Consider the following 14296-nt stretch of genomic DNA (forward strand, 5'->3'; position numbering starts at 1 on the left):
TTGGAGCTTGGCTAAACTGCTAATATTGCTGACAGCTTAATTGTGTTTAGTCTCTACGCTTGCCACTAGATATAATCGAATAGTGATGTAGAGTTCACTCGACCAAATACTTGTGAAACGGCATTAAGTGCGAGTCGTTGTTTTTCATATTCAGTAATAGCGGTTGCATAATCTAAGTCTTCTAACATCGATAACGCGGTACTATTCACTATCTTTTCTTCGACATGGGCAGACTTGAAACTTTCTAAGCTGTTCAGACTATTGCCAGCCTTACCTCTTATTATGCCAATTTGATCTGTGCCACCCCGTAAGTAATCCAATATTTGTGCCAACTCTGAATTTCCTTGCGGCGTATTTGCTAATTGGCCATCTTCAATCACTGAGATCGCTTGATTTAAAGTGTCGAAAATACTGACCGCTGTTAAAGGTTCCAAAGTGAAAGAGTCACCTGCACCAGGGGTTCCAGAGATGTTGATAGCCATTCCGTTCACCTCTACGGCAGCGGTTGGGTCAAAATTCGTATCGGTATAAATAGAATTCGAACCGGAATCAAACACCTCCAATTGCACACCGCCAGTACCATTGTCAGTAAATGCAAATGTATAACTTTCTGGCGCGACAACCGTTCTAGGCGTACTGTTGGTTATTTCAGCACTCTTGACTTGGAAGTTTTCAGTCTGACCAGCCAAATAATTGGCACCGAAGTCTCCTAGCGGGTTGGGGGCGTTCATAAATATCTGATCACCCGGGATATTTGTTTCAATCGCGACGCCAGTCGCGACACCGGAAGTTCGTTCGCCTGAATCACCGGAGTAAATCATATTCCCGCTATTATCAAAGGCAAAAGGCTGCTGATCGGTTTTAAAGCCCGCAAAAATGTAGTTGCCAGATTCGTCTCTTGAATTTGCAATCGAGACCAGCTCTTGCAGTGACTCTCTCAACTCATCGGCAATGACTTGCCGATCACCGCTTTGCAAACTGCCGTTCATTGACCGAAGAATTTGATCTTTCATTGACGCGACAAGCGTTTCTGCGCTTCCTAGCTTTGATTCGGCGATTGCAAGATGGTTTGTCGCATAATCGATATTTTTCACAAACTGATCGATCAGCGCATTTTTGCCATTGAGGTTATCAATACCTAATGCTGCGACAGGATCTTCACCCGACGTTTCAACGCGTTTGCCACTGGATATTTTTTGAGTTGCCAAATTGACAGCGGACTGTTTATTCAGAATGCTGTTGCTATTTTGAGTAAACATTTGTGCGGTAGAAATTCTCATCATCTGCTCCTATCGCGTAGAACTAAATAGCGTTTCAAAAATCTGAGTCGCTGTGGTCATGATTCTGGCTGATGCTTGATATGACTGTTGATACCGCATTAACTTCGCAGCTTCTTCGTCTAGGTTGACTCCCGAAACACTTTGCTGACGCTCATAAGCTTGGCTGTAGATAATTTCAGCGGATGCACTCCGAACTTGTGCAGACTTACTACTACCACCAATACTTAGTTTGGTTTCTTCAAATAGGTCAACGAGTGTTGCATCACCATTTTCCATGTGTTTTGACTCACTCATCGTGGCCATTGCAACGGTATTCGTGTTGTCGCCTTTTGCATGAGAGAGATCAAATGTGAATCGTTCAGATGCTGTGGCTGTGGTGGTATTCAATTCAAAAGTAAAACCATGGGCAGAAATTGTCGGTGGTGTGCCCGGCGTAATAGCTGTGCCAGTGCTAATCGCTGTACCATTGACATCAAATACATCATAAGTACCTGCCAACATGTCAATATCAAAGGTCAGCTCACTATCCGTTAACGGAAAGTTCACAGCGTTTCGATCATCAATGCTCGTTAGCTTAACCGCCATGCTGCCAGAGTTTGCGGCGTCAGCCGTCACTTTGGGTGAGGCAGTAGCGAGTAATTCCGGGTCAGAAAAGGCGAGGCTAATACCAGCAGCAGCGCCGGATGTAGGGGAGATTTCAAAACGGTCTCGATCCGCAAATGCACCCGAGTCAATGTTAATAATAAAGCCATCACCACCTAGGAGCTGCGTACCTGCACCATTTAACGTAAGTGCTGTTTCTTTCCCTGTCAGATCATCAATAAGCGTATAGGTATCAGGTGTGCCTGTGGCAAACTTCAGCTCATATGAACTCCCCGTAAGCTGAGTCACGTCATCAATTTCCACACTTAAAGCGGCAGTCCCGGTATTGGTCGAAAAGGTTCCGACTCGTGTTGATGACACATTCGGATCATTAATATCAGTAAATAGGTTTTGTCCCATTTGACCGTTCAAATCAAAACCCTGGGATTGCATTTCATTAAATGAGTCGGCTACACCTAATGCAAGTTGTCCCAATTCATTAATCGCTTTACTCAACTCACCGTCTCTATACTTAAACAGCGCACCCAACTCGCCTCCCATCAACGCCCCATTCACATCTTGAACGGTATTATTAATCGTCGTCGTGAGCGTTGGCTTATTGGGAGATGGATCACCAGGTTTCGTTCCCATGCTCATGGAAACTTCACCAGATACCAACATCACCGAGCCACCGAGCATGATGCTTTTTGCACCATTGCCAATTGGAATCGTATTCACTTGTGAGTACTGACTAAGCTCTTGGATCAATGCATCCTGTTTGTCTAATAGTTGAAGGTCATTACCTTCTGACTTGACGATCTCGAGGTTAAGCGCACCGAGCTCATTACTGATTTCAGAAATACGGTCCGTAATCGTGGCAATTTGTTCATTGGTCTGCTGCAATTTGTCATCAAGACGAGATTGCATCTGATTCAGGCTGCCGGCAACTTGTTCAGCCGTAACTAAAGTTGAATTTCGGATTGCAATGTCATCAGGTAAACCCGCGAGATTATTTAAGCTCTCGTAAAAATCGGTCAAACTTTGCGGCACAACTTTGCCGACCTTAGAATATAATTCGTCCAGATCATTGAGCTTCGTTAGGCTCATTTCTGCTTCGCTCAGATTCGATTGCCCAATCCTTAGCTCTTTCGCCGCATACTGGTTGTAAACTCGTTTGACATCCGCAACATATGCTCCTGCGCCAAAATAGCTATCACCTATCTTTTGCGATTCATACGTGCCTTGTGTCGCGACTTGGCGGTGATACCCTTCGGTATTCGCATTTGCAATATTGTTACCGGTTACCGCAAGCTGTGCTTGAGATGCAACAACACCGGACGTTGCAATATTGAGAAGATCTAAGCCCATGATTCACCTCGCATCTGTAGGAAGGTGTTGGTAATACTTTTCATTATTCACCACCGCCATTGGCCATGATGTTGACTTCTTGAACTATCGTCTTCATGACTTTTATCACCTTATTCGCGTACTGCGGATCCGTTGCGTAACCAGCCTGCTGCAATGCGCGTATAAACTGCTCCGGCTTGTCAGCGAGCTTTTGCGCTTCTTGATAGCGGCTGTTGTTCGAAATGAAGTTCACAAAATCATGGAAGCTTTGTTCGATACCTTCATAAACGCGGAAATCTGCTTTCTGTTTCACCGCACGCCCTTGCTCATATTCGAGCGTATTCACTTGAGACTTTTCACCAGACCAACGCTTGTCGGCTTTGATATTAAAGAGGTTATGACTTGATTCCCCAGCCGACGTTTTGATGACCTTTTGGCCCCAACCAGTCTCTAGTGCCGATTGCGCAATAAGTAACTCAGGGGTTGTGCCTAAAGTATCTGCCGCTTTTTTGGCGTGAGGATACAACTGAGTAACAAAATCATTGGGGCTCTCAAAATTCAATTTGTCTTTCACAATCGCCATTGAAGGCTTGATCTCGCCAGATAAGACTTGCTGCAGTTCCAAGTTACTCGCTGCGTATTGGCTCGCATTTGATTGCGCGGTTATATTCATCGCCTTTGACGGCCTCGGGTCGCTTATCTCCACGGCCATACTTGCCTTTTGCACAGGACTCATGTTGCCGCGAAGGCCAGATGCCGGCATTAATTGGCTTGAATCGGGGTCTAATTGCTGAACCATTAGATCAGCTAAACCAAGCATTCCTTTATCTGACAAATCCATCGACATTTGCTGATCATGCATTTGCTCATAAAACTTGGTGTATTGACTGTTCATAGGACTGTCAGACTCAAATACAGCATTTGCATCACGCATACTCTTCATCAGCATCTGAACAAAAATACCCTCAAATTGCTGAGCGACTTCCTTAAGCGCACCCTTGCTATCTTGTTGCGCCTTACTACGCAATGAGTCAAGGCTACTTAAGTCAAGGAAGTGCGATGAGTTCGAGAGCTTTTCCATAACAAAACCGACAATAATTAGATGATGATTAACTCACCATGCAAAGCGCCTGCCATTTTTAGCGCTTCGAGTATGGCGAGAACATCTGACGGCGCGGCACCAACGAGATTGACCGCACGAACAAGTTCATCAAGCGTGGTCCCAGGATCAAACATAAACATGCGGCGGCTATCTTCAGCAACGTCAATGGTACTTTCACTAGTAACGACCGTTTCCCCACCAGCAAGTGGGTTTGGCTGCGAGACTTGCGTCGCCTCAGCGATGGTTACCGTTAAGCCACCATGAGTAACTGCAGCAGGGAACAACTGCACATTTTGCCCGACAACAATGGTGCCGGTTCGTGAATTGACAATGACTTTCGCTGCTTCTGATGCGGGTTCCACTTGGATGTTTTCTAACACAGAGAGAAAAGACACCCGTTGAGATACATCGCGAGGCGCGCTCACTTGAATTGATGAGGCGTCTAGAGGACGAGCCATTCCGGCTCCAAGAAGATCATTGATGGCGTCGGCCATCGCTTTCGCGGTAGAAAAATCTGCTCGACGTAAATTGAAAGTCAGAAAGTCGCCAGATGAAAACGGTGAAACCACGGCACGCTCAATGATACCGCCATTGGGGATCCGGCCCACGGTGGGCGTGTTTTGGATTACTTTGGAGCCATCCAAGCCTTCAGCACTGAATCCACTGACGACCAAACTCCCCTGCGCAATCGCATAAACATTCCCATCAACGCCTTTCAAAAACGTTTGGAGTAATGTTCCACCCCGTAAACTCTTCGCTTCACCCAAGCTTGATACTGTAACGTCAAGCGTTTGACCCGGCTTAATAAATGGGGGCATATCAGCATGGACGGCCACCACAGCAACATTTTTTACTTTCGGGCGAAAACTCTCCGGTAAATTAATGCCAAAGTTCTTCAACATAGTTTTAAACGTTTGCTCGGTATAACGAGTTTTCTCTCCCGTTCCTGGCAAACCGACGACCATGCCATAACCAATCAACTGGTTATTACGAACGCCCTGCACATTTGCAATATCTTTAATGCGTTGAGCATCAGCGGGCATTGCTATGATGAGAAAGAGCAGCATGCCAATCAGTGTTTTTGCTTTCATGGTAAGCCTCCCTAGAATGGCCATAAGTCACTCATAAAGAACTGACTCAACCATCCCACTTTTTGGGCATCAGCAAACGTGCCGGTACCACTATATTGAATTCGAGCATTCGCAATACGTTGCGACTCAATGGTATTGTCAGGACTTATATCCTGTGCTCGTACGATGCCCGTTACGCGTAGGAACTCATCACCATTATTGATAGATATCCATTTCTCACCGCGAACAACTAAGTTGCCGTTATTGAGAACTTTCATGACATTTGCCGATATGCTGCCGCTCAGGCTGTTGCTTTGGTCGGCATCCGACTCTCGCTTGGTATTCATATCGTCTTTGTAGCCAATATCGATAGACTTGCCGTTAATCGTGACGTTTTGACCTGCCGCAGTGATTGGGTTAAGTGTCAGATCTGAGCCTTTTTTAATCTCATTCGCGGCGCTTTTTGAAGCGCGTGTCGATTCCTGCAGCACAATCGTAATAATGTCTCCAACACGATGTGCTCTTAGATCGGAATAGAGGCTAGACGCTTGGCTACTTTGAAACAGTGATCCGGTCGGCTCAACTTTGGTTGGCGGCGCTTCTGGGTATACGGGCGCATAATAAGGATCGTCTGGAATGGGCTTTTCTTGGGTCGAGCTACAACCAACCAATAAAGCCGCTAAAGTTAATGCCATCAATCTAACCATGACATACTCCTTACAAATTCTGGTTCACGTAAGAGAGCATTTGATCAACAGCTGAGATCACTTTGGAGTTCATTTCATAAACTCGCTGACCTTCAATCAAATTTACCAGCTCTTCCGTCACATTCACGTTTGAAGTTTCAAGTGCGCCTTGACGAATCGAACCCATACCATCCAGCGATGCCGTGCCTTGGATCGGTGTGCCACTTGAACCCGTTTCGGTATACAAGTTTTGTCCCATCGCATCCAAACCTGCAGGGTTAATAAAGTCAGCCATACTAAATTGGCCCACGACTTGCGCTTCGGCAGCATCTGGCGTTTTCACCGAGACTTCACCTTCAGCAGAAACGGTAATAGAAACTGCGTTTTGTGGGATCGTAATTGGAGGCTGAACAACATATCCTGAACCCGGCGTTACAATTTGACCGGTGTCATCCAGTGTAAATTGTCCATTTCGAGTATAAGCCGCGGTACCATCTGGTAACTGAACTTCAAAAAATCCTGGCCCTTCGACCATCATGTCCAGCGAATTGTCTGTTGTTAGCATATTACCTTGGGTAAATTGCTTTTGCGTCGCGACAACTTTTGTCCCTGCGCCCACGTTCAAGCCATTGGGCAATTTAGTATTAGAGGCACTAATACCACCAGCCTGATTCACAGTCTGATACAGTAAGTCCTCAAACACTGCGCGGCTTTTTTTGTATCCAACAGTACTCGCATTGGCAACGTTATTTGAAATAACCGAAATATTCGTCTGCTGGGCGTCTAAGCCTGTCTTACTAATCCATAAAGCGGGATGCATAATCTATCTCCTAACTAATACGCATAAGTGAGGCAGAGGCTTTGTCGTTTTCTTCTGCGTTCTTCATCATTTTCACTTGCATTTCAAACTGTCGCTGCAAGTCAATTAGATTTGTCATTTCACTAACAGCATTGACGTTACTTCCCTCAATTGCGCCGCTTTCCAGCATCACTAAGGGATCTTGCGGAGCAGGGTTACCTGTTATTTGTCGGAACAAACCATCCTCTCCACGCATTAATTGATCATTACCGGGATTCACTAACTTGATCCGCCCAACCTCTTCAACGATATCTGCAGTCGCGCCCTGTGGACGCACGGCAATCGTACCGTCCTGAGCAATTTGAATTTTTTCTATAGGCAGTGGGAGAACAATTGGTCCATTATCTCCCATCACCGGGTTGCCTCGGCCGTTATGAAGCAGCCCAGTCGCATCAAACTTCAAACCACCACTACGGGTATATGCTTCACCACCGTCAGGTGCTTGAACCGCAATCCAACCATCACCATTAACGGCGACATCTAAATCTCGACCGGTACTTTTCAACGAACCTGACTGAAAATTGGCAGATGGGATCTCAGTCATGGAGAAAACTCGTGTTGGTAACCCTTCACCGAATGCCTGCATTGAACGGGCTTGAGCCATATCGGCTTTGAAGCCGTCAGTATTCGCATTGGCTAAGTTGTTGGCACGAACAGCTAAAGCATTCATGTTTTGCTTCGCACCACTCATTGCCACATAAAGAAATTTATCCACCTTAGGCTCCGTCAATCTTTTGCTAATACATTGTAAAAGCAATAACTATGCCATAAGAGCACACAAAGAGTTTTTGGTCATAAATAGGAGGTAAATCAGCAATTAAGCGAGAAGACGTTCTAGCCGTGATCACCGGAATCATTCTTCGAAAAGATAAGGAGGCGTTTGTTTATTCACCAGATAAGAATGAAGGCAAGGTGTTGCCGCCTAGCAGCACCTTGCCCCGAAACCTAACGGATCTGAAGGATGGTTTGGTTCAATGTATTGTTAATTTCAAGCGTTCGAGAATTCGCCTGGAAGTTTCGCTGTGCTGAAATCAAATCAACCAGCTCAGTAGTTAAATCAACATTTGACTGCTCAAGTGCTGATGAACGAATCGCACCGAATGTACCGGTATTCGCTTCACCCGCAAGTGCAGGGCCTGAATCTAAGCTTGCCTTCCATGACGTATTGCCCACCTGAGTCAAACCTTGGTCATTACCAAAGCGAGCCAGTGCAACACGCGCTAGTGCGACTGTAGCACCATTACTATATTTTGCATTGATCAAACCGTCAGTCCCAACTTCGACATTCGTCAAACGCCCGACGGTTGTACCGTTTTGTGTCAGCTCTGTGGTTTCAAATGGCGCTGAATATTGCGTCGGATTATTAAATGTCACCGTCAACGTTTGCGAACCATCAGCACCAGGGCCAAGTACATCCGCCCCACCAATACCCAACGCTTCAGTGGTTAGCGTTGCTGGTGACGTGCCGGTGTAAGCACCTGCACTGTCAAAAGAAAGAATAGAGCCTTGCCAACCTCCGGTAGTCGCAGCATTTGCGGTTGAGTCTGCAGCACCATCACCCGTGGTATCCACACCATAGGCTTGACCACCACCAACAATATCAACTTGTTGACCGTCTACGGCATAATACGCAACCCAGCTACTTTGACCGGCAAACGATGCCCCTTGAGGCTTCACAAAATAGGTCGTCAAAATATGTGGTTCACCCAGAGAGTCGTATGTGGTGACTGCTGTGGCCTTGTTATAGGTACTCGAATCAGTTGGGTCAAAGTTGGCCGGATTGAGTGGCGTTTCTTTGACATCCAAATTCATTTGAATACCGACGGCAGATGTCATCGCTGGGCTACCCGCAGTATCAGGGATTTGAATCGGAGTCGTATTATCTAAACTCACAGAGTTTGACGTTCCCGTCACTTCATCAACGGGGAAAGCTCGAAGATAATTACCCGCGGAGTCAACCATGTAGTTATTCGAATCTAACTTAAAAGCACCGGCACGAGTAAAGGCGTAATCTTGGCCAGTTTGCTCAGATGATGTCACAAAAAAGCCACCACCATTAATCGCCATATCTAACGAGTTACTGGTAAATTGCAAGCTACCTTGTGAAAACTGTTGCGCAACTTGCGTAGTCGCCACACCGCCACCAACAGCCGTTTTGCTGTTAGAGAAAATTGAATTTGCATATACATCTGCAAATTCCGCTCTCGACTCTTTAAAGCCAATCGTATTGGCGTTGGCAATATTGTTTGCCGTCGTATTTAGATCTTTCTGCGCGGCAGATATTCCACTCAAAGCAATATTAAAAGACATAATGAACCTCTATCTTATCTAAATTTGTTACCGGGCTGACTGAGTGCCCAACAATGATTGACTCGTATTAGGTTTCAGAAACCGCGAGTACATCCCCGAGCTTGACTCCGCCAACACCACGCAGATTCAAAATCGCTCCTGTCTGTGCCGTGCCTAAAGACACGCTTTCAACATGAGCATAAGTAGACACAGGCAACTCTTGCGCCGCGCCATCAATCTTTCCACTAGCTTTCATTGAGTAATTACCAGCGGCAACAGGTTGGCCATCTTGATCTAAGCCATCCCACTTCACATCAATGTTGCCTCCGGCACTCCCATCAACAACATAGCTTTTCACTAACTGGCCGGATTCATCTTCAATTCGAACCGTAATATCATTCATAGAAGATGGGGTGCTAATAACACCGTTCAGCACTCTATTTTCAGCTGAGACATTCCCAGTATCAGAAGGGATTAAAACTTTTCGTCCAACCAGACCTGAAGCTTGCAATGCTTGACTAGAAGACATCACACTATTCAAATTTTGAATTTCACTGTTCAAGTTGTTGATGCCATCTACTGTTGAAAATGAGGACATCTGCGAGATCATCTGGTCGTTATCAACCGGTTTAAACGGATCTTGCATTGAGAGTTGCTGACTCAACAAAGAAAAGAAGTCATCTTGCGTCAGGCTTTGGTTGTTTGATTCAGCAACTGGCTCACTTTCTGGCAGACGAACACTATCTAAAAACGGATTACCCGTAGTTGATGTGCTCGATGCCGACGGAGAACTAGTCTGACTCGAACTAACGCTAGTCGGTGACGCTTGATTTACTGAGTTTATGAGGCTCACAACTTACCTCCCACGATATTTGTCATCAAAATTATTTACCCATTCTAAGGGTTTGCTGAAGCATCGATTTTGCAGCATCAGCAACTTGTACATTCATTTGATACGATCGCGTAGCGGAGATCATATCGGCCATCTCTTCCATCACATTGACATTAGATTTGTAAATAAACCCATCTTTGTCAGCCAAGGGATGGTCAGGAGAAAACTCTCGGGTTAAAGGTGCATCACTTTCAACAACACCTCGAACTTGAACACCAACTGCTTGCTGATCATGGGTTGCTTTCGCCATCTCTGCTTCAAAAATAGGGTGACGGGCTTTGTACGTTTCATTCACGCTGCTTGAGACAGAATCTGCGTTCGCGATATTACTTGCGGTAGTGTTTAGTCGCACGGACTGCGCTGACATCCCTGAGCCTGCAACATCAAAAATATTAAATAGACTCATCGCTACTCTCCTTTAATCGCTTTACGCAACCCGGCAAATTTGCTGTCTAAAAAGCCAAGAGACATTTGATATTCCAAAGCGTTTTCCATAAATGCGGTTTGCTCTTGTTGAACATCAACCGTATTACCATCACCGGTATCCGGCTGATTTGGCACTCGATATCCAACATGTTGTTGGCTCTGCATCGATAAATCGAAGTGCTTTTCATTACTCTTATTCAAACTCATGCCGGACTGGCTTGTTTTTGCCGCTTGCATCGCTGCAGCAAAATCGACATCTCGCGCTTTATAATGAGGAGTATCGGCATTTGCGATATTGCTAGAAATGACTTCAGCGCGCTTAGCACGTATACCGATCGTGTATTGGTGAATACCAAGTGCGTTATCAAAATTAATCGCCATAAAATTGCCTCCTCGTGCTTACGAGGGAATAAAAGCAATTAATATGCCAAAAGAAGATTAGTTTGTTTGAAAGGAGTGTCTATAGACAAAAACACCAGCAAACTGCTGGTGTTTTCTAAATAAATATAAGCGCTTATGTTTTCTTACGGTAGTAGATACCAGGGTTACATCTAACCATGTCAAATTCATCGGTTAAACCAGCAATAGACTCTGAAGCACCAAGAAATAAGATCCCATTAGGATTCAGCGCGGCAGCGAATTGCCGCAGAATTTTAGCTTTTGCCTCTGGAGCAAAGTAAATGAGAACATTACGACAAAAGATAATGTCAAATTTGCCTAACAAACCATAACTCTCAAGTAAATTATGCGAGCGAAAGTTAACTAAACGCTTCACATTATCTTTGAGCTTCATAGAGCCAACGGTCGTTGGTTCAAAGAATTGACGCTTCCGCTCTTCCGACAAGCCTCTTGCCAACGCAAGACTGTCATATTCTGCAACTTTACAGCGTTCGAGCATCGACGGTGACAAGTCTGTAGCTTGAATGCTTACCCCTTTCGGTAATGCTCCAGGTTTTTTCTGTTGGTACTCCAGCGCCGTCATCGCTAATGAGTAGGGCTCTTGTCCTGATGAACATGCCGCAGACCAAATTTTAACAGGACGGCCTAACTTGCCGTACTCGGGTAGTAAACTATTAGCCAACAGCTCAAATGGATAACGGTCTCGGAACCATAAAGTTTCATTTGTGGTCATGGCATCGATCACTGCTGCTCGCAATTGCCTTTCCGATGGCTTCATCGACTGCTTAACCACTTCCGATAACGACGGTAGATTGTACTTACCCATCAAGGGAGCGAGCCTTGAACGAACCAAATACTGTTTGTTTTCACCCAAAACAATTCCACTATGCTGTTCTAAAAACAGGCGGAATTGTGTGTATTCTGTTTCTGCGAGTGATTTATTTGGCACTATAACTTCCTAAATATAACGAAATTGCCAATTCCCTATGCCAACTTCTTTTATTCCGAATGATAAACCGCTGCGTTATACATTAGCGCTTCCGTTTATACAAGCCTTGTATGGTATGAAAAGCCACTTAGCTGGTAACTAAATGGCTTATCGCTTGCTATAAACTTAGATGCTTATTCACTGCAGCAGCAAGTTCGTCTGGATTAAATTTAGCAATAAAGTCATTCGCACCAACCTTTTCAACCATCGCTTGGTTAAACACACCACTGAGTGATGTATGCAAAACAACTTTAATATTCTTCAGCTTCGGATTGTCACGAATTTCAGCGGTCAAGGTATAACCGTCCATTTCAGGCATTTCAATATCTGAAATAATAAGTGGGATCTCTTTTGATAAATCATCAATTTCAGACGTCAGCGCAACGAGCTTATCGAGGGCTTCTTTGCCATCTTTTGCGGTATCAATTTGCAAATTCAATGGCTCTAACGAACGAATAATTTGCTTTCTTGCCACCGAGGAATCATCAATCACCATAATGTGGAAATTTTCTTCCCGATCAATGGTCAACCCTTCATCAACATCATCACTAATTTTAGTTTGTACCGGTGAAATTTCATCAAGAATTTTCTCAACATCCAGAATTTCAACCAGTTCACCTTCAATTTCGGTCACCGCCGTCAGATATGAAGAACGACCAGCTCCTTGTGGTGGTGGCAAAATAGCTTCCCAGTTCATGTTAATAATGCGCTCTACTGAACTCACCAAAAAACCTTGAACACTACGGTTATACTCGGAAATAATGATGAAGCAATTCGAGATATCTTCAATCGGTCTACCACCAGTCGCAGCACTCAAGTCAATTACAGAAATCGTCGTACCCCGAATATGAGCGACGCCTCGAACATAAGGGTTGAGCTTAGGAAGTCCTGTTAATGGAGGGCACTGCAGCACCTCTTTCACTTTAAATACGTTGATCCCATAGCGCTGGCGTCCATTCAGCTTAAATAAGAGCAACTCCAATCGGTTCTGCCCTACTAATTGCGTACGTTTATTGACTGACTCAAGAATGCTCGACATAACTCTGCCTTGTGTTGTCTTGTTTTTTGTTTACCGACACCGCTCTAACTCAGTATAGGCATACTATTTGCTTTAACTAGTCGTAATAATTGTTTTAGAAGCTTTTGGAGTCATTATATTGACTAAGAATTTGTCATATATACGTCCAAAGGCAACGACCTGAATAAAAGTATAGGTGTATTCTGGCACAACACGCTAGTCTCTTCATTATGAAAGTAAAATTACTTCTGTTTTTTAGTATTTTATCGACGCTGCTGATTGGTTATTCACCAACAACAACGGCTGCGCCTTCTTTATCGGCCATAACTTCTTTAGCTAAAGAGGTCGTTGCCAAAAAAATTACTGTGCCATCAACAGCAAAGGTCGAAATTACACCACAGATATATGATAACAGGCTCGCGATTCCTAATTGTCAGTCTGAGTTAAAAGCGGAGCTGGCTTCGAAACGTAAAATTAGTCGTAATAACACGGTCAAAATAAGCTGTATCACCGATGAACTAGCCTACCCTTGGCAGATCTATGTATCCGTCAGAGTCAGTATTCTCTACCCCATTGTTGTCGCCAAAGAGGTACTCGCAGCAGGAGAACTGATTGAGCAACATCAATTAGAGAAACGCTTCATTGAACAAAGCGCCATTCGCGGCAAGCAATTTAATGAAGTCACACAACTCGAAGGGATTCGCGTCAAAAGAAGAGTACCCAAAGGTCAGCCCATTTTTGAAAACAACCTGTGCTACGTATGCAAAGGAGATACAGTCTCTATATACGCACGCACCAGTAATTTTGTCATTAAGACACGAGGCGAAGCATTAAGAGACGGCAATTTAGGTGATTCAATTCGCATTCGTAACAGTCGTTCTAGCAAAACTATCGATGCCAGAGTCACAGGCATTGGAGAAGTTGAAATTAAAATGTAAAATGAGCTAAAGATTTTTGCCACTAAGCCGATATTCAAGTTAAGGAAACTTGAACATTCGACGCTGGAGCCTAAAATGGCTATTGATATTAATAAATTACAGTCTTCCGCAAACACACAAGTTCGTTCGCAAAAGACACAAAACAATGTGGCGAATAGTTCGCCATCCACCAGTAATTCTGCACCTAAAAGTGCAGATTCAGTGATGATTACCGAGCAAGCTCAGCAGCTACAAGGGGTACAATCTCAAATGAGTGCGATGCCTGACGTAGACTTAAATAAAGTAGCCGAAATTAAGGCGGCTATTGCTGAAGGTAAGTATAAAGTTGATGCTGAAAAACTAGCAGCAAATATTAGCACTTTTGAATCAGAGCTAAGCCAACTACACACTGAATAAACTAGCATGTGAGGTTACCGGCTA

The 14296-nt window shown here is 44.6% G+C and carries 15 protein-coding genes; 2 read left to right on the top strand and 13 right to left on the bottom strand.

Features of this window, described 5'->3' with window-relative positions; translation table 11 throughout:
• Positions 1-65: 65 nt before the first annotated feature.
• From flgL to IEY18_RS00640, 13 genes are all read right to left on the bottom strand, one after another.
• Complete coding sequence (gene flgL, locus IEY18_RS00580; protein ID WP_188916793.1) at positions 66-1280, bottom strand: flagellar hook-associated protein FlgL; 1215 nt, start codon at positions 1278-1280, stop codon at positions 66-68.
• Between the two features lie 9 nt (positions 1281-1289).
• The gene (gene flgK / locus IEY18_RS00585) at positions 1290-3230 is read right to left on the bottom strand and encodes a flagellar hook-associated protein FlgK (protein WP_188916795.1); all 1941 of its coding nucleotides are present in this window, start codon (positions 3228-3230) and stop codon (positions 1290-1292) included.
• Between the two features lie 43 nt (positions 3231-3273).
• Positions 3274-4290 (bottom strand): flagellar assembly peptidoglycan hydrolase FlgJ, encoded by a 1017-nt coding sequence (gene flgJ, locus IEY18_RS00590; protein WP_188916797.1) that lies wholly within the window; start codon positions 4288-4290, stop codon positions 3274-3276.
• A 17-nt stretch (positions 4291-4307) separates the two neighbouring features.
• Entirely contained in the window at positions 4308-5378 is a 1071-nt protein-coding gene (locus IEY18_RS00595; protein WP_373290702.1) for a flagellar basal body P-ring protein FlgI, read from the bottom strand.
• Between the two features lie 35 nt (positions 5379-5413).
• On the bottom strand, positions 5414-6088 hold the full coding sequence (gene flgH / locus IEY18_RS00600; protein WP_188916801.1) for a flagellar basal body L-ring protein FlgH: 675 nt from the start codon (positions 6086-6088) through the stop codon (positions 5414-5416).
• 10 nt (positions 6089-6098) lie between these two features.
• On the bottom strand, positions 6099-6887 hold the full coding sequence (gene flgG / locus IEY18_RS00605; protein ID WP_188916803.1) for a flagellar basal-body rod protein FlgG: 789 nt from the start codon (positions 6885-6887) through the stop codon (positions 6099-6101).
• A gap of 10 nt (positions 6888-6897) precedes the next feature.
• Positions 6898-7641, bottom strand: a complete 744-nt coding sequence (gene flgF, locus IEY18_RS00610) for a flagellar basal-body rod protein FlgF (protein WP_188916805.1) — start codon at positions 7639-7641, stop codon at positions 6898-6900.
• A 230-nt stretch (positions 7642-7871) separates the two neighbouring features.
• A complete protein-coding gene (flgE, locus tag IEY18_RS00615; RefSeq protein ID WP_188916807.1) occupies positions 7872-9236 on the bottom strand; it encodes a flagellar hook protein FlgE in 1365 nt (454 codons plus the stop codon).
• Between the two features lie 67 nt (positions 9237-9303).
• Positions 9304-10068 carry a flagellar hook assembly protein FlgD gene (gene flgD, locus IEY18_RS00620; RefSeq protein WP_188916809.1) on the bottom strand — a complete coding sequence of 255 codons (765 nt, stop codon included), beginning with the start codon at positions 10066-10068 and terminating at the stop codon, positions 9304-9306.
• Between the two features lie 31 nt (positions 10069-10099).
• A complete protein-coding gene (flgC, locus tag IEY18_RS00625) occupies positions 10100-10513 on the bottom strand; it encodes a flagellar basal body rod protein FlgC (RefSeq protein WP_188916811.1) in 414 nt (137 codons plus the stop codon).
• A gap of 2 nt (positions 10514-10515) precedes the next feature.
• Positions 10516-10914 (bottom strand): flagellar basal body rod protein FlgB, encoded by a 399-nt coding sequence (flgB, locus tag IEY18_RS00630; protein ID WP_188916813.1) that lies wholly within the window; start codon positions 10912-10914, stop codon positions 10516-10518.
• A gap of 133 nt (positions 10915-11047) precedes the next feature.
• A complete protein-coding gene (locus IEY18_RS00635; protein WP_188916815.1) occupies positions 11048-11881 on the bottom strand; it encodes a CheR family methyltransferase in 834 nt (277 codons plus the stop codon).
• A gap of 157 nt (positions 11882-12038) precedes the next feature.
• Positions 12039-12959: a chemotaxis protein CheV gene (locus IEY18_RS00640; RefSeq protein WP_188916817.1), complete on the bottom strand. Its 921-nt coding sequence runs from the start codon at positions 12957-12959 to the stop codon at positions 12039-12041.
• 209 nt (positions 12960-13168) lie between these two features.
• On the opposite strand from IEY18_RS00640, the gene flgA reads away from it, so the two are divergent.
• Together flgA and flgM are read left to right on the top strand one after the other, a co-directional pair.
• Entirely contained in the window at positions 13169-13876 is a 708-nt protein-coding gene (gene flgA / locus IEY18_RS00645) for a flagellar basal body P-ring formation chaperone FlgA (protein WP_188916819.1), read from the top strand.
• A 75-nt stretch (positions 13877-13951) separates the two neighbouring features.
• The gene (gene flgM / locus IEY18_RS00650) at positions 13952-14272 is read left to right on the top strand and encodes a flagellar biosynthesis anti-sigma factor FlgM (RefSeq protein WP_188916821.1); all 321 of its coding nucleotides are present in this window, start codon (positions 13952-13954) and stop codon (positions 14270-14272) included.
• The last annotated feature ends 24 nt before the right edge of the window (positions 14273-14296 follow it).

The organism is Shewanella gelidii (assembly GCF_014647855.1).
Taxonomy (GTDB): domain Bacteria; phylum Pseudomonadota; class Gammaproteobacteria; order Enterobacterales; family Shewanellaceae; genus Shewanella; species Shewanella gelidii.

Coding starts and splice junctions, on each gene's coding strand:
- IEY18_RS00595 (WP_373290702.1), bottom strand. CDS start 5,378: ATGCTGCTCTTTCTCATCATAGCAATGCCCGCTGATGCTCAACGCATT.
- flgC (WP_188916811.1), bottom strand. CDS start 10,513: ATGAGTCTATTTAATATTTTTGATGTTGCAGGCTCAGGGATGTCAGCG.
- flgL (WP_188916793.1), bottom strand. CDS start 1,280: ATGAGAATTTCTACCGCACAAATGTTTACTCAAAATAGCAACAGCATT.
- flgH (WP_188916801.1), bottom strand. CDS start 6,088: ATGGTTAGATTGATGGCATTAACTTTAGCGGCTTTATTGGTTGGTTGT.
- flgK (WP_188916795.1), bottom strand. CDS start 3,230: ATGGGCTTAGATCTTCTCAATATTGCAACGTCCGGTGTTGTTGCATCT.
- flgJ (WP_188916797.1), bottom strand. CDS start 4,290: ATGGAAAAGCTCTCGAACTCATCGCACTTCCTTGACTTAAGTAGCCTT.
- flgA (WP_188916819.1), top strand. CDS start 13,169: ATGAAAGTAAAATTACTTCTGTTTTTTAGTATTTTATCGACGCTGCTG.
- flgG (WP_188916803.1), bottom strand. CDS start 6,887: ATGCATCCCGCTTTATGGATTAGTAAGACAGGCTTAGACGCCCAGCAG.
- IEY18_RS00640 (WP_188916817.1), bottom strand. CDS start 12,959: ATGTCGAGCATTCTTGAGTCAGTCAATAAACGTACGCAATTAGTAGGG.
- flgB (WP_188916813.1), bottom strand. CDS start 10,914: ATGGCGATTAATTTTGATAACGCACTTGGTATTCACCAATACACGATC.
- flgE (WP_188916807.1), bottom strand. CDS start 9,236: ATGTCTTTTAATATTGCTTTGAGTGGAATATCTGCCGCGCAGAAAGAT.
- flgM (WP_188916821.1), top strand. CDS start 13,952: ATGGCTATTGATATTAATAAATTACAGTCTTCCGCAAACACACAAGTT.